15 protein-coding genes, 1 tRNA gene and 1 pseudogene are annotated in these 18901 nt (G+C 68.0%); 9 read left to right on the top strand and 8 right to left on the bottom strand.

The window, feature by feature from the left end; genetic code table 11:
• Positions 1-2: 2 nt before the first annotated feature.
• Genes thrC through argS form a run of 4 tightly spaced genes read right to left on the bottom strand, consistent with a single transcriptional unit; the run spans position 3 to position 5635 of the window.
• The gene (gene thrC / locus AC1DZQ_RS18905; protein ID WP_028276075.1) at positions 3-1109 is read right to left on the bottom strand and encodes a threonine synthase; all 1107 of its coding nucleotides are present in this window, start codon (positions 1107-1109) and stop codon (positions 3-5) included.
• The gene (locus AC1DZQ_RS18900) at positions 1110-2426 is read right to left on the bottom strand and encodes a homoserine dehydrogenase (RefSeq protein ID WP_476964942.1); all 1317 of its coding nucleotides are present in this window, start codon (positions 2424-2426) and stop codon (positions 1110-1112) included. It abuts the gene before it with no gap.
• Positions 2427-3965 carry a diaminopimelate decarboxylase gene (gene lysA / locus AC1DZQ_RS18895; protein ID WP_476964941.1) on the bottom strand — a complete coding sequence of 513 codons (1539 nt, stop codon included), beginning with the start codon at positions 3963-3965 and terminating at the stop codon, positions 2427-2429. It abuts the gene before it with no gap.
• A gap of 5 nt (positions 3966-3970) precedes the next feature.
• Positions 3971-5635 (bottom strand): arginine--tRNA ligase, encoded by a 1665-nt coding sequence (gene argS / locus AC1DZQ_RS18890; protein ID WP_476964940.1) that lies wholly within the window; start codon positions 5633-5635, stop codon positions 3971-3973.
• Between the two features lie 221 nt (positions 5636-5856).
• Between argS and AC1DZQ_RS18885 the strand changes: the two genes are divergently transcribed.
• The 6 genes from AC1DZQ_RS18885 to AC1DZQ_RS18860 all read left to right on the top strand — a co-directional run bounded on the left by AC1DZQ_RS18885 (position 5857) and on the right by AC1DZQ_RS18860 (position 10572).
• Positions 5857-6294, top strand: a complete 438-nt coding sequence (locus tag AC1DZQ_RS18885; protein ID WP_476964939.1) for an FMN-binding protein — start codon at positions 5857-5859, stop codon at positions 6292-6294.
• Positions 6295-6316: 22 nt separating this feature from the next.
• Entirely contained in the window at positions 6317-7189 is an 873-nt protein-coding gene (locus AC1DZQ_RS18880) for an FAD:protein FMN transferase (protein ID WP_476964938.1), read from the top strand.
• Positions 7186-8769, top strand: a complete 1584-nt coding sequence (locus tag AC1DZQ_RS18875) for an FAD-dependent oxidoreductase (protein WP_476964937.1) — start codon at positions 7186-7188, stop codon at positions 8767-8769. The genes AC1DZQ_RS18880 and AC1DZQ_RS18875 overlap by 4 nt, the downstream gene beginning before the upstream one ends.
• Before the next feature lie 148 nt (positions 8770-8917).
• Positions 8918-8990 (top strand) — tRNA-Arg (locus tag AC1DZQ_RS18870).
• 169 nt (positions 8991-9159) lie between these two features.
• Positions 9160-10233 (top strand): M4 family metallopeptidase, encoded by a 1074-nt coding sequence (locus tag AC1DZQ_RS18865; protein ID WP_476964936.1) that lies wholly within the window; start codon positions 9160-9162, stop codon positions 10231-10233.
• Positions 10234-10275: 42 nt separating this feature from the next.
• Positions 10276-10572, top strand: a complete 297-nt coding sequence (locus AC1DZQ_RS18860; RefSeq protein WP_476964935.1) for a protealysin inhibitor emfourin — start codon at positions 10276-10278, stop codon at positions 10570-10572.
• Between the two features lie 10 nt (positions 10573-10582).
• On the opposite strand, the gene AC1DZQ_RS18855 is transcribed toward AC1DZQ_RS18860, so the two are convergent.
• The gene (locus tag AC1DZQ_RS18855) at positions 10583-11548 is read right to left on the bottom strand and encodes a GlxA family transcriptional regulator (protein ID WP_476964934.1); all 966 of its coding nucleotides are present in this window, start codon (positions 11546-11548) and stop codon (positions 10583-10585) included.
• Positions 11549-11629: 81 nt separating this feature from the next.
• Here AC1DZQ_RS18855 and AC1DZQ_RS18850 point away from each other — a divergent pair, with 81 nt between their 5' ends.
• On the top strand, positions 11630-11797 hold the full coding sequence (locus tag AC1DZQ_RS18850; RefSeq protein ID WP_476964933.1) for a hypothetical protein: 168 nt from the start codon (positions 11630-11632) through the stop codon (positions 11795-11797).
• A 170-nt stretch (positions 11798-11967) separates the two neighbouring features.
• Positions 11968-16029 (top strand): ATP-dependent RNA helicase HrpA, encoded by a 4062-nt coding sequence (gene hrpA / locus AC1DZQ_RS18845; protein WP_476964932.1) that lies wholly within the window; start codon positions 11968-11970, stop codon positions 16027-16029.
• Between the two features lie 78 nt (positions 16030-16107).
• Here hrpA and AC1DZQ_RS18840 read toward each other — a convergent pair whose 3' ends face one another.
• From AC1DZQ_RS18840 to AC1DZQ_RS18830, 3 genes are all read right to left on the bottom strand, one after another.
• Complete coding sequence (locus AC1DZQ_RS18840) at positions 16108-16536, bottom strand: HIT family protein (protein WP_476964931.1); 429 nt, start codon at positions 16534-16536, stop codon at positions 16108-16110.
• Positions 16533-17711: an NAD(P)-dependent alcohol dehydrogenase gene (locus tag AC1DZQ_RS18835; protein WP_476964930.1), complete on the bottom strand. Its 1179-nt coding sequence runs from the start codon at positions 17709-17711 to the stop codon at positions 16533-16535. Before AC1DZQ_RS18835 ends, AC1DZQ_RS18840 begins: the two co-directional genes overlap by 4 nt.
• A 212-nt stretch (positions 17712-17923) precedes the next feature.
• Complete coding sequence (locus AC1DZQ_RS18830) at positions 17924-18067, bottom strand: hypothetical protein (RefSeq protein ID WP_476964929.1); 144 nt, start codon at positions 18065-18067, stop codon at positions 17924-17926.
• Positions 18068-18214: 147 nt separating this feature from the next.
• Between AC1DZQ_RS18830 and AC1DZQ_RS18825 the strand changes: the two are divergent.
• Positions 18215-18901, top strand: a pseudogene (locus AC1DZQ_RS18825) (HNH endonuclease); the annotation flags it as partial.

The following is an 18901-nucleotide window of genomic DNA, read 5'->3' as shown; positions in this document are numbered from 1 at the left end:
CGTTACTTTTCTTCCAGTCCCAGTGCTGCGGCGACGGTGACGACGTCGTTGGAGACCTTGACCGGCTGCACATCGCTGCCGTCCTCGGTGCGCAGGGCCCACTGCGGGTCCTTGAGGCCGTGACCGGTCACCGTGATCACGATCGTCTTGCCGGCCGGAACTTCCCCGGCCGCGTGCTTCTTGATCAGTCCGGCGACGCCGGCAGCGGAGCCGGGCTCCACGAAGACGCCTTCCCGGGCGGAGAGCCAGCGGTGCGCCGACAGGATTTCCTCGTCCGTGACGGCCTCGATCACGCCACCGGATTCATCCCGGGCCGCCACAGCGGTATCCCAGGAGGCCGGGTTGCCGATCCGGATGGCGGTGGCAATGGTGTCGGGCTCGGTGATGGGGTGGCCGGCCACGAAGGGCGCCGCCCCTGCGGCCTGGAAGCCCCACATGACGGGCGTCTTGGTGGACACGGCGGGCAGTGACCCGGCGGTGGGCGACTCGAACGCCGCGGCGTATTCCTTGTAGCCCTTCCAGTACGCGCTGATGTTGCCGGCGTTGCCCACCGGGAGCACATGGAAGTCCGGAGCATCGCCGAGCGAGTCCACCACTTCAAAGGCGCCCGTCTTCTGGCCTTCGATCCGGGCCGGGTTGACGGAGTTGACCAGGAACACCGGGTAGGACTCGCCGAGCTTGCGGGCGATGTCGAGGCAGTCGTCGAAGTTGCCGTCCACCTGCAGCAGCGTGGCTCCGTGCGCGACTGCCTGGCTGAGCTTGCCCATGGAGATCTTGCCCTCGGGGACCAGCACCGCGCACTGCAGCCCGGCCGCCGTCGCGTACGCCGCGGCGGAGGCAGAGGTGTTGCCGGTGGAGGCGCAGACCACGGCCTTGGCGCCGGCGGCCACCGCCGCCGTCATGGCCATGGTCATGCCGCGGTCCTTGAAGGAACCGGTCGGGTTCATCCCTTCGACCTTGAGGTAGACGGTGCTGCCGGTCAGTTCGGAGAGGTGGCGGGCGTGCACCAGCGGGGTGCCGCCCTCGCCCAGGCTGATGACCTTGGTGGCTTCCGTGACAGGAAGACGGTCAGCGTATTCGCGGATGACACCGCGCCATTGGTGAGCCACTTAGACTCCTTCTACCCGGAGTACGGATGTGACGGAATTGATGACGTCCAGGCGCCTGACGGCCTCGACGGTTGCTGCAAGTGCGGCCTCGCGTGCACGGTGTGTCACGATCCGCAGCTCGGCCGACTCCACGTTGGAGTCGGCGTCGCGGTGGATGGTCTGCCGCATGATTTCGATGGACACGCCGTGCTCCGCGAAGAGCTGCGCGATCCGGGCCAGGACGCCGGGCTCGTCCGCGACGTCGAGTCCGATGTAGTAGCTGGTGACGGCTGCGTCGATGGGCAGCGATGGCACGTGCCCCGTGGTGGTTTCGGTCCGGCCGGGCCCGCCCAGGACAATGCGGCGGGCCGCGGAGACGAGGTCGCCCAGCACGGCGGACGCCGTCGGGGTGCCGCCGGCGCCCTGGCCGTAGAACATGAGCTCGCCGGCGTTCTCGGCTTCGATGAAGACGGCGTTGAACGCACCGCGGACGGCGGCGAGCGGGTGCTCGCGGGGCAGCAGCGTGGGGTGGACACGGACCGAGACACCGATTTTGCCGTCCTCGTCAGCCAGTTTCTCGGCAATGGCCAGCAGCTTAATGACAAAGCCGGCTTCCTTGGCGGCGGCAATGTCCGCCGCGGTGACCGATGTGATGCCCTCGCACGAGACGTCTTCCAGCGCGAACCGCGTGTGGAAGGACAGGGAGGCGAGGATCGCGGCCTTGGCGGCGGCGTCGTGGCCTTCGATGTCGGCGGTGGGGTCCGCTTCCGCGTAGCCCAGGCGCTGGGCCTCGGCCAGCGCGTCGGCGAACTGCGCGCCGGTGGAGTCCATCTGGTCGAGGATGAAGTTGGTGGTGCCGTTGACAATCCCGAGCACCCGGGTGATCCGGTCGCCGGACAGGCTGTCACGGATGGGTCGCAGGATGGGGATGGCGCCGGCCACGGCGGCCTCGTAGGACAGCTGCACCCCGGCCTTGCCCGCTTCCTCGTACAGCGCGGGGCCGTCCTGGGCCAGGAGCGCCTTGTTGCCGCTGACAACACAGGCACCGTGCCGCATGGCAGTGAGGATCAGGGTACGGGCCGGCTCAATCCCGCCCATGAGCTCGATGACGATGTCGGCGTCCTTGACGAGGACTTCGGCGTCGGTGGTGAACAGTTCCTGCGGCAGCTCGACGTCGCGCTTGGCATCGAGGTTGCGCACCGCGATGCCCTGCAGTTCCAGGCGGGCGCCCGTGCGCGCCGCGAGGGCGTCGGCGTCGTCAATGAGAATCCGCGCAACCTGGGCCCCAACGTTGCCACAGCCCAGCAGGGCCACTTTCAGGGTTCGCAATTCGGTCATTCAGACTCCCATGTCGCGGTTGAGCATATCTTCTTCGGTCTCGCCGCGGACAATGAGCCGGGCAGATCCGTCGCTGATAGCGATAACGCCCGGCCGGGCCAGATAGTTGTAGTTGCTTGACAGGGCCCAGCAGTAGGCGCCGGTCCCCGGTACAGCAAGCAGATCACCGGCTGCCACGTCCTCGGGCAGATATACATCTCTAACAACTATGTCGCCGCTCTCGCAATGTTTGCCCACTACTCGGGACAGCTGCGGCGCCGCGTCGGAGCTCCGCGAGGCGAGAATCGCCGAATAATCCGCGTCGTACAGCACCGGCCGGGGGTTGTCGCTCATCCCGCCGTCCACCGACACATACCGGCGGGGGTACGTAACGTCCCCGGCGGCGTCGTGGCCGGCCGCGGCACCAACAGTGGCCCCGGAGCCCGGGGAATCCACGCGGACGGTCTTGAGCGTGCCGACCTCATACAGCGTGAAGGTGGTGCTTCCGACGATCGCGCGGCCCGGTTCGATCGAGATCCGGGGGGCGGTAATGCCCAGCTCAGCGCATTTGGAACGGACGACGGCGGCCATCGCCTGCGCGATCTCGGCGGCCGGCCGCGGGGTGTCCACCGGCGTGTAGGCGATGCCGTAGCCGCCGCCGAGGTCGAGTTCGGGCAGCACGATAGAGTACTTCGCCTGCATCGCTGCCAGGAAGTCCAGCAGCCTCTCCGCGGCCAGGGCGAAGCCGTCCGGTTCGAAGATTTGGGAGCCAATGTGGCAGTGCAGGCCCAGCAGTTCGATGCTGGCGTGCCCGGTGGCCGCGGCCACGGCTTCCTCCGCGGCGGACAGTCCCGCCTGGTCCGTGGAATCCCCGGCCATGGACAGGCCGAATTTCTGGTCCTCGTGGGCGGTGGCGATGAATTCGTGGGTGTGGGCGTGCACTCCGGGGGTCAGCCGCAGCATCACCTTGGCGGTCTCACCCCGGTTGGCGGCGATCGCCGCGACGCGTTCGAGCTCGTCGAGGCTGTCCACCACGATCCGGCCCAGCTGCATGTCCAGGGCACGGTGGATTTCGGCGTCGGACTTGTTGTTCCCGTGCAGGGCGACGTCGGCGCCGGGGATGCCGGCGCGGAAGGCGACGGCGAGTTCGCCGCCGGACGCCGTGTCCAGGCGCAGCCCCTCTTCCTCGACCCACCGGACAACGGAGGTGCACAGGAAGGACTTGCCGGCATAGTAGACGTCCACTCCCCCGCAAATATCGGCGAACGCGTCGTTGAACGCGTCGCTGAACGCCCGGGCCCGGGCCCGGAAGTCGGTCTCGCTCAGCACGAACAGGGGCGTGCCGTACTGGCGCTGCAGCTCGCTGACCGTCAGTCCCTCGATGGTGAGCTCGCCGTCGTCGTTCCGCGTGACCCCGCCCGCCCACAGCGGTTCGTGGAGGGCGTTGAGGTCGGCGGGGACCTCGAGCCAGCCCGGCGCGAGCGGCGAGCCTGCATGGCCGGTGTTGCGCGCGTCGGCCGGCTGTCCTGGGTTTGCGGGCTGTCCTGATTTTGACGTCATGGCGGTTACATCCGTTCCGGCGCCGAGACGCCCAGCAGTTCCAGGCCGTTGGCCAACACCTGGCTGGTGGCGTCGTTGAGCCACAGCCGGGTGCGATTGGTGTCCGTGATGGGCTCCTCGCCCTGGGGCGCCACGCGGCAGGCGTCGTACCAGCGGTGGTAGGCGCCGGCGATGACTTCGAGGTGGCGGGCCACGCGGTGCGGCTCGCGCAGCTCGGCGGCCTTGGCCACGATCGAGGGATAGCTGCCCAAGTGCGAGAGCAGCTCGTTTTCGGTGGGATGGTCCAGCAAGGCGGCGTTGAAGCTGTCTTTGCCGTCCACACGGCGCTCCACGCCTGCGGCCACGGCATTGCGCGCGGCACCGCGGGAGCGGGCGTGCGCGTACTGCACGTAGAACACCGGGTTTTCGTTGCTGTGCTTCTTCAGCAGCTCCGGGTCCAGCGTCAGCGGCGAATCGGCGGGGAACCGGGCGAGCGAGTACCGGACGGCGTCCTTGCCGAGCCAGGAGATGAGGTCCTTGAGCTCGATGATGTTGCCGGCGCGCTTGGACAGCTTGGCGCCGTTGACGGAGACCAGCTGGCCGATCAGGACCTCGATGTTGACCTCGGGGTCATCGCCCGCGGCGGCCGCAATGGCCTTGAGCCGGTTGATGTAGCCGTGGTGGTCGGCGCCGAGGAGGTAGATCTTCTCGGTGTAGCCGCGGTCTTTCTTGGACAGGTAGTAGGCGGCGTCGGCGGCGAAGTACGTGGGCTCACCGTTTGCGCGGACCATCACGCGGTCCTTGTCATCGCCGAAGTCGGTGGTGCGCAGCCAGACGGCGCCGCCGTCGTCGAACACGTGGCCCTGTTCGCGCAGGCGGGCGACGGCGTCTTCGATCGCGCCGGCGTCGTGGAGTTCCTGCTCGGAGAAGTAGACGTCAAAGTCGACGCCAAACTCGGCCAGCGTCTGTTTGATGTCATGCATCTGCGCCTTGTATGCGGCGCCCCGGATCACCGGCAGGGCCGCCACTTCGGTGAGTTCGCGGATGTCCGGGTGCTCGGTGAGCACCTGGTGGCCGAGGTCCGCGATGTACTGGCCCGGGTAGCCACCCTGGGGCACGTCCCTGCCGTGCAGCCGGGCGAACACGGAGTTCGCGAACACGTTCATCTGGGAGCCGGCGTCATTGATGTAGTACTCGGCGGTGACGTCGGCACCGGACGCCCGGAGGACGCGGGCGATCGCGTCGCCGAGGGCGGCCCAGCGGGTGTGGCCGATGTGCAGCGGGCCGGTGGGGTTGGCCGAGACGAACTCCATGTTGACTACGTGCCCGGCGAGCGCGGTGTTGGTGCCGTAGGCCGCACCGGCCTCGACGATCGCCTTGGCGAGGGTACCGGCGGCGGCTGCGTCCACGGTGATGTTCAGGAAGCCGGGGCCGGCGATGTCCACCGCTGACACGCCGTCGATCGTTTTGAGCCGGGCGCTCAGGACGGACGCGAACTCCCGCGGGTTGGTGCCCGCCGTCTTGGCCAGCTGGAGGGCGACGTTGGTGGCCCAGTCCCCGTGGTCCCTGTTCTTGGGGCGCTCCACGCGCACCTCATCCGGGATGTCGGCTGCGGAAAGGGCTATGTCACCGGCGGCGACAGCGTCCTTCAGGCAGGCGGATATGGCGAGGGAGAGTTCTTCTGGGGTCACACTTCTAGCCTACCGGTGGGCCCGGAGTGTGGCGGAATCTGGCGCCCGGCATGACGGCTGGGGCCGGTTCCGGGAAAACCCAAGGTCGTCAATGCCTCGCACCAAGGGTGAACCGTTACCCTGAGTTCAACGTCTGCAACCCTGTCATGCCTCCACTTTGTTCGCCGTCCGATCCCCGCACAATGTTCGCTGTCCGATCCCCGCAAAGAATCGAGTCCCGCATGAATACCTCCTTCCGCAAAAGCGTCCTCGTCGGCATTGCCGGCCTCTCCGTGGCCGGAACTGCGGCTGGCTGCGCCCCTTCTGCGCAGGCCCCGGCCGCGCAGGGCGCGCCCCCGGCATCCGAGTCCGCTGCCGGCACCGGCTCCTACAAGGACGGCACGTACAGTGCCGACGGGAACTACACCTCCCCCAACGGCACCGAGACCGTCGGCGTGGAACTGACGCTGGCCGACGGTGCCGTGTCCGACGTGAAGATCACACAGCACCCCTCGAATCCGAACACCCGCAAATTCCAGGGCGAGTTCGCCGGCGGCATCCAGTCCCAGGTTGTTGGCAAGAAGCTCGACGAGATCAAGGTTTCCAAAGTGGCCGGATCCTCCCTGACCAGCGGCGGCTTCAACCAGGCCGTGGCGAAGATCAAGTCACAGGCCCAATAGCGCAACAAGGGACGGAGGAATCGTGGCGCATCCGGGCTGGGCGCACTTCAGCTTTGACGGGATCGGGACCCGCTGGGAGATTTCCACGCCGTCCCGGCTCTCCGGCAAGCTCCGCCGTGGCCTGCTCGCCACGGTGGAGGAGTACGACGCCGCGTGGTCCCGGTTCCGTCCCGATTCGCTCATTGCCGACGCAGCCCGGACGCCTGGCCGCATTGAGCTGCCAGCCGAAGGGGCCGCCCTGGGCGAGCTGTACGGCACGCTGTATCGGCTCACCGAGGGTGCAATGACCCCGCTCATCGGCGGGAGCCTCGAGCGCCTGGGCTACGACGCCAACTACACCCTGCGTCCCGGCGGCGCGCCGCTTCCCGCCCCGCGGTGGGAGGATGTGCTGGACTGGCAGGGCACCGCGCTGACAACCATGGCTCCCGTGGTGATCGACGTCGGCGCGGCCGGAAAGGGGCAGCTGGCCGATCTGCTCTCCGCCGAGCTCCGGGACAACGGCTGCGCCGAGCACTTCATCGATGCCAGCGGGGACCTGCTGAATCCGGGACCGGATCCGGTGGTGGTTGCCCTCGAGCACCCCTACGATCCCACCCGGGCAATCGGCACCGTCCAGCTGGGGGCCGGCGCCCTGTGCGCCTCCGCCGCCAACCGGCGAGTGTGGGGCGACGGGTTCCATCACGTCCTGGACGGCACCACGGGGGCGCCGGTGCGCACCGTCGTCGCCAGCTGGGCCATGGCCGGGACCGCGATGGTGGCCGACGCGCTCGCCACTGCATTGTTCTTTGTCGACGGTCCGCGGCTGGAGCAGGAGTTCGATTTCGCCTGGCTCACGGCCTATGCGGACGGGCACGCGGAATATTCAGCCGATTTTGAAGGGGCCCTGTTCTCATGACTGCCATCACCACCACTGCACTCGGCTCGAGGCTGGACACCGCATTGGGCCGGCTCACGATGTACCGGCTGGTGCTGTGGGTCCTGGCCGTCCTGGCCGGCTACAGCCTGCTGCTCAATGTGCTGGGCTGGCTGACGTTCGGGCTGCCGGAAATGCTGGCCCACCTTGCCCTGTGCCTTGGCCTGACGTACGCCTCCAGCCAGGCGCTGGCCGCCCTGTTCCATGTGCGGCCGCACACGGAATCCTCGCTCATCACCGGCCTGCTGCTGTACTTCCTTTTCTGGCCCAGCCAGCTGACGCAGGGCGTTCAGCTGGCGGAGCTCGCCGGCGTCGCCCTGGCCTGCGTCCTGGCCTCGGCCTCGAAGTATGCGCTGGCCTGGCGCGGCCGGCACATCTTCAATCCGGCCGCGGCCGGCGCGTTCCTCGCCGGGCTGACCGGGCTCAACATTGCCACCTGGTGGGCCGCGACGCCGGCGATGCTCTTGCTCGTGCTGCCGGGGGTGCTGCTGGTGCTCTACCGGATCGGGAAGTTCCCGATGGCGGCCGTCTTCACAGTGGTTGCCGTGTCCATTGTCGCCGCGGATCTGCTCCGGACCGGGATGGAGCTTCCCGAGGCTCTGTGGCAGACGCTCGCGCAGCGCCCGGTGCTGTTCTTCGTCGGGTTCATGCTCACCGAGCCGCTCACGTTGCCCCCGCGGCGCTGGCAGCAACTGGCGCTGGCCGGCGTCGTCGGGGTGCTGTTCGCCGTTCCCTACAACCTGGGCTTTGTCGCCAACTCCCCCGAGCTGGCGCTGCTGGTGGGCAACGTGCTCGCCTTCGCCGTTGGACAGCGCGGCGGGGTCCGGCTGCGCTTCGTCGCCAGCCGTCCGTTGACGCCCACGACGACGGAATTCAGCTTCCGCCCGGAGCGCCCGGTGCGCTTCGCTCCCGGACAGGCCCTGGAGCTGCACCTGCCGCCGGACACGACCGGCGGCAAGGGTAACGGGAAGTCGCCCGGCAAAGGTGACGGGAAGGGAATCCGGCGCGTGTTCAGCCTGACCAGCGCGCCCGACGCCTCCCTGCTGACGATCGGGGTGGGGACGGCGGAACCGGTGTCCTCAGCCAAGCGCTCGCTGCTGGCCCTTGCCCCGGGCGACGGGCTCACCGCCACCACGGTGAACGGCGACTTCCTCCTGCCGCGGAACCCGGCCACCCCCGTGCTGCTCATCGCGGCCGGAATCGGCATCACCCCCTACATGGCCCAACTGGCCGCGGCGTCAGCCGGGACCCCGTCCGGGGACCGCGACGTTGTCCTCCTGTATCTGGCAAAGAATGCCGCCGAGCTGGCCTACGCCGGCGAGCTGCAGCGCTCCGGGGCGCGCATCCTGGCCCGGCTTGCCGACGGTTCGGCGCCGCCGGCCAACATGGAGGACGCAGGCTCCAGAAGGATCGATGCGGCGGCCCTCAAGGAGCTGGTCCCCGACATCAGCGGCCGGGTGGTCTTCGTCTCCGGCTCGCCCGCCAGTGTGCGTTCGCTGCGGGCCGCGGCACGTGGTGCGGGCGCCCGCCGGGTCCATGTGGATACGTTCACCGGCTACTGAGCCGGCTACGGAGCGGCCGGCCAATTCGCGGGACTTGCCACGCACTTAAGACACGTTTGACCGCACCAGTGAGTGCCGATTTTCCGTTGGAGGCCAACTTCCTGCTAAGCTCTAGGACGTCCCGCCGGTAACGGCAGGATCCCTGGATGCCCTCGTAGCTCAGGGGATAGAGCGTCTGCCTCCGGAGCAGAAGGTCGTTGGTTCGATTCCAATCGAGGGCACAGACAAAACCCCGCCGTTTGAAACGGCGGGGTTATTTGTGCCCTGAATCCCGCCGAAAGACCGCGGAAATCCAGCGGCTTGCCCCTGCCCATTGTCGGCGCCCCCTCGTAGGCTGTGTTCATCGGTGGCGGGCTACCCTGCCCGCTCCGAAGCTTGAGGGGGTCTCACATGTTCGTTCCAACACCGTACTGCTCCATCGTTCCGCCGTATTTGCTCCGCAGGCTGGCCGCACAGCAAAAGCCGGAGCTCTCCAGGGCCGCCCACGGGGCAAAGCAGGCCCTGCAACACGTCCCGAGCTTCCAGGCCTCCCGCACAGTGCCCGGGCCCGGCAGTCGTCCGGGCCTGCGGGAGCTCAAGCCGTCCCCGCCGGAACGGACGGTCTACGACGCCAAGTCCGCCGAGAAGCTGCCCGGCAGCGTGGTCCGCAAAGAAGGCGAACCGCCCACCGGCGATCCCGCCGCCGACGAGGCCTACGACGGGCTGGGGCACACCCACCGCCTCTACGCCGAAGCTTTCGGACGCAATTCGATCGACGGCAAAGGCCTGCACCTTGATGCCACGGTCCACTACGGACGCCTCTACGACAACGCGTTCTGGGACGGCGAGCAAATGGTCTTCGGCGACGGTGACGGCCAGGTCTTCGAGCGGTTCACGAAATCCTTAAGCGTCATCGGGCACGAGCTCACCCACGGCGTGACCCAGTACTCCGCCGGGCTGGTCTACCGCAACCAGGCCGGCGCCCTGAACGAATCGATGTCCGACGTCTTCGGGGCCCTCGTTGAGCAGTATGTCCGGAAGCAGTCGACGGCGGAGGCCAGCTGGCTGATCGGCGAAGGCCTCTTCACCGACCAAGTACAGGGGGCCGCCTTGCGTTCCATGAAGGCCCCCGGAACGGCATACGACGACGACGTGCTCGGCAAGGACCCGCAGCCGGACTCGATGGACGGCTACGTGCGCACCAGCGCGGACAACGGCGGCGTGCACATCAACTCCGGAATCCCCAACCGCGCGTTCTGCCTGGTGGCCACGGCCCTCGGCGGCAATGCCTGGGATGCGCCGGCACAGATCTGGTACCAGACGCTGACGGGCGGCACGCTGTCCCCCACCGCCACGTTCGGTGCCTTCGCGAAGGCCACTGTCGCCTCTGCCAAGGAGCTTTTCGGCGATGATTCCAAGGAGCATGACGCCGTTCGCTCCGCGTGGGAAACTGTGAAAGTAAAGCTCCCGGGAGCCCGACGATAAGCCGAGCCCCTGCAGATCGAGTCTGATTGAGATCCGAGTCCGATGAAGATAACTGTCCAGCGCAGTGGCGGCGTGGCCGGAATGAAAAGGACGTGGACCGTCCGGCCCGAGCCGCCGGAGGACACCGACCGGTGGCAGCCGCTGATCGAGGCCTGCCCCTGGGACGACGTTGCTGGGATCAGCGGGACATCCGGCCAGCCGGACCGGTTCATGTACAGCATCCGGGCCGATCAACGCCGGGCGGTCCTGCCGGAGCGTGAGGTGACGGGTCCTTGGCGCGACCTCGTCGAATGCGCCCGGGCCGCGGCCGAGGAGGCGGCACCGCCGGGCTTTGGCTAGCCGTAACCGCTTATGCCGTGGCCAGGTGCCCCCGGAACGTGCGCCGGTAGGACTGCGGGCTGGTGTCCAGCGCCTTGGCAAAGTGGTGCCGCAACAGGACCGAATGCCCGAAGCCGGCCTCCCTCGCGATCTCGTCGATATTGAGCTCCGTACTCTCCAGCAACTCCTGGGCGCGCAGCACCCGCTGGGAATTGAGCCAGGCCGCCGGGGTGGCCCCCGTTTCCGCGCGGAAGCGCCGCGCAAACGTCCGCGGCGACATATGGACCCGTGCCGCCAGTTCATTGACCGCGTGTTCCGCGTCCAGGTGCCGGACCATCCACTGCAGCAGCTGCTCCATAGGCTCCGAGCCGCACTGCGGAATGGGCCGGTCGATGTATTGGGCCTGGCCGCCGTCCCGGTGCGGCGGGACCACCATGTCCCGGGCGATGGCGGCGGCCACCTTGGCGCCGAACTCAACGCGGATCAGGTGCAGGCAGGCATCGATCCCTGCGGCCGTGCCGGCACTGGTGATGATCCGGCCGTCCTCGACATAGAGGACATTTTCATCCACCAGGACGGCCGGATATCTGGTGGCCAATTCCTGGGAGTAATGCCAGTGCGTGGTGCAGCGCCGGCCATCGAGCAGGCCCGCCCGGGCCAGGGCGAAGGCCCCGGAACAAATGGACATCACCCATGCACCGCGGGCGTGGGCCGCCCGCAGCGCCTCCAGGACGGATTCGGGAACGTCCTCGTCCCGGCCGTACGGGGCCATTACCACGAGGTCTGCGTCCGCGGCCGCTTCCAGCCCGAGCCCGACGTGCATGGACAGACCGGACTTGAGCGGGACGTCGCCCGGCTCCGGGGCGCAGACGCGGAAATCGAAGGCGGGCACGCCGTTTCCGCGGTCCGAGCGGTCTATGCCAAAGACCTCGAAGGCCGTCGCGAACTCGAAGATCGAGAAGTTGGGAACCACGATCATTGCCACTGATTTGATCATGTTTCCATTGTGGCAGAAATTATAGCTTTTTGGTCATTTCTGCCACTTCTTTTAGTGTGCGGCCAGGAGAACCATAGAGGTATGGAACTCCTCGGAATCGCCGTCATCATCCTGATCATCGCCGGCCTCGCAGCCACCATCTCCGCCCTGCGGAAGGACGGCCTCGGCCACACCCCGCCCGTCCGCTCGGAAGAGTACTGGATGGCCCGGGACCTGCCGAGCGTCAACTACACCCTGCGGAATTTCTGAGTCCGCGCACGTTTTGTCCCCACGCCCCTCGGGCCCGGCTTATCCAGCCGGGCCCTCAACATGCGCAGGGAGTGAACACCGCGGCTGGACAGCTCGACTGAAGCAGCCGGACCGGACAGCCGCCGTCGCCACCCCAGTGGACAGTCCACCCCAGTAGACTGTCTCCAGCCATGACATTGCATATTTCCTACCCCGCCGAGCTGCCGGTCTCCGAGCGCCGCGAAGATCTGATGGCCGCCATCGCGGCCAATCAGGTGACCATCATCGCCGGCGAGACCGGCTCGGGAAAGACCACCCAGATTCCCAAGATGTGCCTCGAGCTCGGCCTGGGCGAGAAAGGGCTGATCGGCCACACCCAGCCCCGCCGGCTCGCGGCCCGCACGGTAGCCGAGCGCATCGCGGAGGAACTCGGCGTCGAGATCGGCCAGGAAGTCGGTTTCCAGGTCCGCTTCACCGGCGAGGTCAGCCGGTCCACCAAGGTCAAGCTCATGACCGACGGCATCCTGCTGGCGGAAATCCAGCGCGACAGGCTGCTGCGCAAGTACAACGCCATCATCATCGATGAGGCGCACGAGCGCAGCCTCAACATCGACTTCATCCTCGGCTACCTCAAGCGGATCCTGCCGCAGCGCCCGGACCTGAAGATCATCATCACCTCGGCCACCATCGATCCGGAGCGCTTCGCCAAGCACTTCGGCAGCGAGGAAGAGCCCTCCCCCATCATCGAGGTGTCGGGCCGGACCTTCCCGGTGGAAATCCGCTACCGCCCGCTCTCCCAGCCCGCCGGCGGCGCTGCCGAAGACGGTGACGGGGAAGGCGCAGCAGCGGACGACGAACTGGAGGAGGACCGCGACCCGCTCGATGCGGTGTGCGACGCCGTCGACGAACTCGCGCTGGAAGCCCCCGGCGACGTCCTGATTTTCTTCTCCGGCGAGCGCGAAATCCGCGACGCGGCGGAGGCCCTCAACGCCCGCATCCAGTCCAACCGGCGCCTGGCCGGCACCGAGGTCCTTCCCCTCTTCGCCCGGCTGAGCCTGCAGGAGCAGCACAAGGTCTTCCACCCCGGCAGCAAACGCCGGATCGTGCTCGCCACCAACGTCGCCGAAACTTCGCTGACGGTCCCCGGCATCAAGTACGTCATCGACACCGGCACGGCGCGGATCTCGCGCTACTCGCACCGGACCAAGGTCCAGCGGCTGCCGATCGAGCGCGTCTCCCAGGCCTCGGCAAACCAGCGCTCGGGCCGCTGCGGCCGTGTCTCCGACGGCATCGCGATCCGGCTGTACTCCGCGGAGGACTTCGAGTCGCGGCCGCTGTTCACGGACCCGGAGATCCTGCGCACCAACCTCGCGGCCGTCATCCTGCAGATGACCGCCATGGGCGTGGCCCGGGGACCGAAGGATGTTGAGAACTTCCCCTTCGTCGAGCCGCCGGATTCGCGCGCCATCAACGACGGCGTCAGTCTCCTGCGCGAGCTTGGCGCCCTCAGCGCCGCCCGGGCCCAGGAACCAGCGGACGACGGCGACGGCCGCCCCGGCCGCCGGCCGGCGGGCGCTGCTGCCAGCCGAAACGGCAGCGACAGGAACGGAGGCGGACTCACCGCCGTCGGGCAGCAACTGGCCCAGCTGCCGGTGGACCCCAGGCTCGGCCGGATGATCGTGGAGTCCGGCAAGCGCGGCTGCGTCCGGGAAGTCATGATCCTGGCGGCCGCGCTCACTATCCAGGACCCGCGCGAGCGCCCAACGGACAAGCAGCAGCTCGCCGCGGAGAAGCACGCCCGTTTCCGGGACGAGAACTCGGACTTCACCGGCTACCTGAACCTGTGGAACTACCTGCAGGAGAAACAGCAGGAACTGTCCTCCACGGCATTCCGCAGGCTCTGCCGCAACGAGTTCATCAACTACCTGCGGGTCAGGGAGTGGCAGGACCTGTTCGCCCAGCTTCGCCAGTTGGCCCGCCCGCTGGGCATCAGCCTGGACAACAAGCGCCTTGCCGATCCGGTGGGCCACAATGACGGCATCCACATCAGCCTGCTCTCGGGGCTGCTGAGCCACGTCGGCATCCTCGACGAGCGAAAGCGCGAGTACGCCGGCGCCCGCGGCAGCCGCTTCGCGATCTTCCCGGGTTCGGCACTGTTCAAGAAGTCACCCACCTTCGTCATGGCCGCCGAACTCGTGGAGACGAGCCGGCTCTGGGCCCGAGTCGCGGCGAAGTTCGATCCACTCTGGGCCGAGCAGGTGGCCCCTGACCTGGTCAAGCGCAGCTACAGCGAACCGCACTGGTCCAAGAAGATGGGCGCGGTGATGGCCCACGAAAAGGTCACCCTGTACGGGGTGCCCATCATCCCGAGCCGGCGGATCAACTACGGCAAGGTGGATCCGGAGCTCTGCCGCGAGCTCTTCATCCGGCACGCCCTGGTTGAAGGCGACTGGCAGACCCACCACAAGTTCTTCCACCGCAACCGCGCACTGCTGCACGAAGTCGAGGAGCTCGAGGCCCGGATGCGGCGCCGGGACATCCTGGTGGACGACGAGACGCTGTTCGAGTTCTACGACGCCCGGATCGGCGCGGAGGTCGTCTCGGAGCGGCATTTCGACAAGTGGTGGAAGGACGCGCGGCAGCAGGATCCCACGCTGCTCGACTTCGACCAGTCCCTGCTGATCAGCGAGGACGCCGCGGCCCTGGATGACTCGGCCTACCCCAAGACCCTGCTGCACAAGGGCTTCGAACTGCCGCTGAGCTACGAGTTCCACCCCGTGGCGCCGGGTTCGCCGCCGAATCCGTCCGACGGCGTCACCGCCGAGGTCCCCGTGCTGTTCCTGAACCAGCTCGACGACGCTGCGCTCCGCTGGCTGATCCCAGGGCAGCGGGTGGAGCTCGTGACGGCGCTCATCAAGTCGCTGCCGAAGCAGATCCGCAAGAACTTCGTTCCTGCCCCGGACGTGGCCCGCCAGGCCGTCGCGGCCCTGGAAGCGGACTTCGATCCCGCCACAGACGAGCTCGAACCCTCGCTGGAGCTCGTGCTGCGCCGGATCCGCGGACAGGTCATTCCGCCGGGGTCCTGGAACTGGGACGCCGTGCCGTCGCATTTGCGGGTCAGCTTCCGGGTGGTGGATTCCCGCGGCAAGTTGCTGGATGAGGGTAAGGACCTGAACGCTCTGCAGGAGCGGCTGGCCCCGGCCACCCGGCGGGCCATCGCGGAATCCCTCGGCGCCACACCGGGCACCACGGCACCGGCGAAAGGGACGGCGGCGGCGAGGGGGAAGGCCGGCGCGAACGGGAAAGACACCCGGACGTCACGGGCAGGCACGTCGCCGTCGGCCGCACTGGCGGCTGCCACAGCCGCGGCCCCGGGTGGGTTCACGGAATTGTCCGGGCTCAAGGACTGGACCTTCGGAACCGTCCAGCGCCAGGTCCAGGGCAGCGTTGGCGGGCACACCGTCACCGGCTACCCGGCCCTGGTGGACGAGGGAACTTCCGTGGCGCTGCGGCTGTTTCAGACGCCGTCGGAACAGCAGGAAGCCATGCGCGGCGGTGTCATCCGGCTCCTGGCCCTGAAAGTGCCGCCGCCGGACCGCTACGTCCTGGAGCACCTGAACAACACCGAGAAACTGACGTTCAGCCAGAACCCGCACGGTTCCGTGACGGCGCTGATCGCTGACTGCGCCCTGGCCGCCATCGACAAGCTCACGCCGGCCGGGCTGCCGTGGGACGAGTCATCGTTCAAGGCGCTCTACGAGACCGTACGGGCGGAGCTGATCGACACCGTCTTCACGGTCACCGCCGTCGTCGAACGGATCCTGGCCAGCACCCGCCGGATCGAAAAGCAGCTCAAGGGCACCACGAGCCTGGCCCTTATCAGCGCGCTTAACGACGTCAAGAGCCAGCTCGAACAGCTGGTGTATCCGGGTTTTGTGGCACGCACGGGCTATGCCCAGCTCAGCCAGCTGCCCCGTTACCTCACGGCGATCGAAAAGCGCCTCGAGAAGCTGCCGGGCAACGTCCAGCGGGACGCCCAGCACATGTCCGCTGTCCAGGCCCTCGAGGACGACTACGACGACGCCGTCTCCGCGCTGCTGCCCGGGCGGCGGGCCGGTGCGGAGTTAACCCACGTGCGCTGGATGATCGAAGAACTGCGGGTGAGCCTCTTCGCCGTCGAACTCGGAACCGCCTATTCGGTGTCCGAAAAGCGCATCCGGGCGGCGCTGAACAAGGTACTGGCACCGGCGTAGTCCCCCTGGGGAGTGCTGCGCCGGCGCCAGTGGATTGTTTACGCGGAGGCGGCCGGGAGTGGCTTGCGTGGTTTGGTTCTAGGCGGCCGGAACGTGCTCCGCATGGCCGGCCGTGCGGAGGCCTTCGCGGAGCTTCTCGGCATTGGCGTCCAGCCTGGCCGGATCGGGGTGATGGTCCGCCGAGCCGAAATCAAAGTCCGCCATCGAGTTGGAGGGCCACACGTGGACGTGCATGTGGTTGATTTCGTAGCCGGCCACGATCAGCCCTGCCCGGGCGGCGTCGAACACCTCCACCTGAACGGCCCCGATCTTGCGGGCAACTTCCATGACCCGGCTAAGGACTTCAGGCGAGGCGTCCGTCCAGCGGTCCACTTCCTCGGTGGGCACCACGAGGGTGTGGCCGTCGGCCAGCGGGCCCATGGTCAGGAACGCCACGACGTCGTCCTCGCGCCAGACGAAGCGGCCCGGGATGTCGCCATTGATGATTTTGGTGAAGAGAGTGCTCATGCGTCCGCCTTTTCTGCCGGGGACCCCAGGGTACTGACGTCCAGGACAAAACGGTACTTCACGTCGCCGGCCACCATGCGGTCGTAGGCTTCGTTGAGCTGGTCTGCCCCGACCACCTCGACGTCGGACACCACGCCATGCTCGGCACAGAAGTCCAGCATTTCCTGGGTCTCGGCGATGCCGCCGATCAGCGAACCCGCATAGGCGATCCGGCGCCGGATCAAAGCCCCGGGGTTGACGGGCGGCATCGCTTCGGCGGGCAGGCCCAGCTGGAACAGCGCGCCGTCAAGGCGCAGCGTGCGGAAGTAGGGGTTGAGGTCGTGCGAGGCGGCAACTGTGTCGATGATGACGTCGATGCTGCGGTCGGCGGCGGCCATCGCGGCCGGGTCCGTGGAAAGGATGACCTCGTCGGCGCCCAGCTCGCGCGCTGCGGCGAACTTGTTCTCCGACGTCGTAAAGACCTTGACCTCGGCGCCCATGGCCTTGGCGATCTTGACGGCCATGTGGCCGAGGCCGCCCAGTCCGACGACGCCGACCACGTCGCCTTCCTCGACCTCGAAGTGGTTCAAGGGCGAATACGTGGTGATGCCTGCGCACAGTAGGGGCGCCGCGGCGGCGGGGTCCAGGGCTTCCGGCACCCGCAGGACATAGTTGCGGTCCACCACGATCGACGTGGCGTACCCGCCCTGGGTGATCCCGCCGTCGTTGCGGGCGTCCTTCGCCCCGTAGGTTCCCACCGCGGCGTTTTCGCAGTACTGTTCGAGACCGTCCAGGCAGCTGTCGCACTCGCGGCAGGAATCCACAATGCAGCCCACGCCCACGCGTTCACCCACCGTGAAGTCGTCGACGGCGGAACCGAGCCGGGTGACCCGGCCGACAATCTCGTGGCCCGGGATCAACGGGTACGTGTCGCCGCCCCATTCGCCCCGGGTGGCGTGCACGTCCGAGTGGCACAGTCCGCAGAATTCGATGGCGATCTCGACGTCGTCTTTTTTGGGGGCGCGACGGGCTACGGTCAAGGGAACAAGTCCGCTGTCCGGTGCGGTGGCACCGTATGCGGCGGCCAGGGTAGGGGCCATGGTCTGCGCGCCGCTGCCCGTGGTGGTGTTCGCGGTGGTGTCGGAATCCGGCAGCGGCTTGGCAAGGGGCGGGGGTACGGGACGTCCAGGTGTCATACGTTGACGCTACCCCCGGTCCCGGCATGTATTCCACTTTGGAATGCGGGGTGTTCGGTGCGGACCGAGAGCCCCCGTGGCCATATGCACCGGAGGCCTTCGACAGCCGCCCTGCGCGCTCATGCCGTCGCAACTGGCGACCGGTATATTTTGTCAGACCCCCAAAGGACACTGGATTCATGGACGGCAATCAGGGGCCCGACGTGACTCCATCAGTGGCAGGGCGCGGCGACGGCGGCCTCCAGGATTTGCTCGCATTCTGCGCCCGCGTGCTCCGGGACGTGCGTCAGGCCGAGGATCCCGCCGGGATAATCGAACAGTACCGGCAGCTTGGCGAGTTTGGCTCTGCGTTCCACGCGTTGCGGACGCGTCTTGAGCTCGAAGTTTTCCTGGGCAGCGTTCCGGGAGTGACTTTGGGACCTGGAGGGTCGCCGATGGCTTCCGAAGCGGTGGAACGGCTCCGGAAGGCCAAAAATGTCATAGCCCGCAGGGACACTTGACTCATGGACGGCAATCAGGGGCCCGAAGTGGTTCCGGCAGGACACGGCGACGCTGGCCTCAGTCGCGCCGGGCGCGGTGCGGCCTCCGGACCGGTCACCGTGGTTCCGGCAGACCCGGCACCAGCAACTGCCGTGACGGTCGCTGAACTGGCCCGGATCCTGGCCTTCCTCCCGGCCCCGGACAGCGCCGCGGCACTGATCGACGAGATCCGGGACCTGGAGGACCTGAAGTCCGCCCTGGCAGCCCGGCAGGCCCGGCACGCCGTCGCACTGGATCTGTCCCAACGCCGCGACCAGGCCGCCGCCGGGGTCCCCGCGGACCGGCTTGGCGCCGGGATCGGCGCGCAGATCGCCCTGGCCCGGCGCGAATCCCCGGCCAGGGGCGGCCGGCTCCTGGGCCTGGCCAAGGCCCTCGTGACCGAGATGCCGCACACCCTCGCCGCCCTGCAGACCGGGCAGCTCAACGAATGGCGCGCCACCCTGCTGGTGCGGGAAACCGCGTGCCTGACCGCCGCCGACCGGGCCGCCGTCGACGCGGAACTCGCCGCCGATACCGGAACCCTGTCCGGGGTGGGTGACCGGCGCCTGGTCGCCGCGGCACGGACCGCAGCGTACCGGCGTGACCCGCGCACCGTGACCGACCGTGCCGCGCACGCCGCCACCGAGCGGCACGTCAGCCTCCGCCCGGCC

Source organism: Arthrobacter sp. P1_C12_2 (genome assembly GCF_056406415.1).
This window is presented reverse-complemented; position numbering and strand designations above follow the sequence as displayed.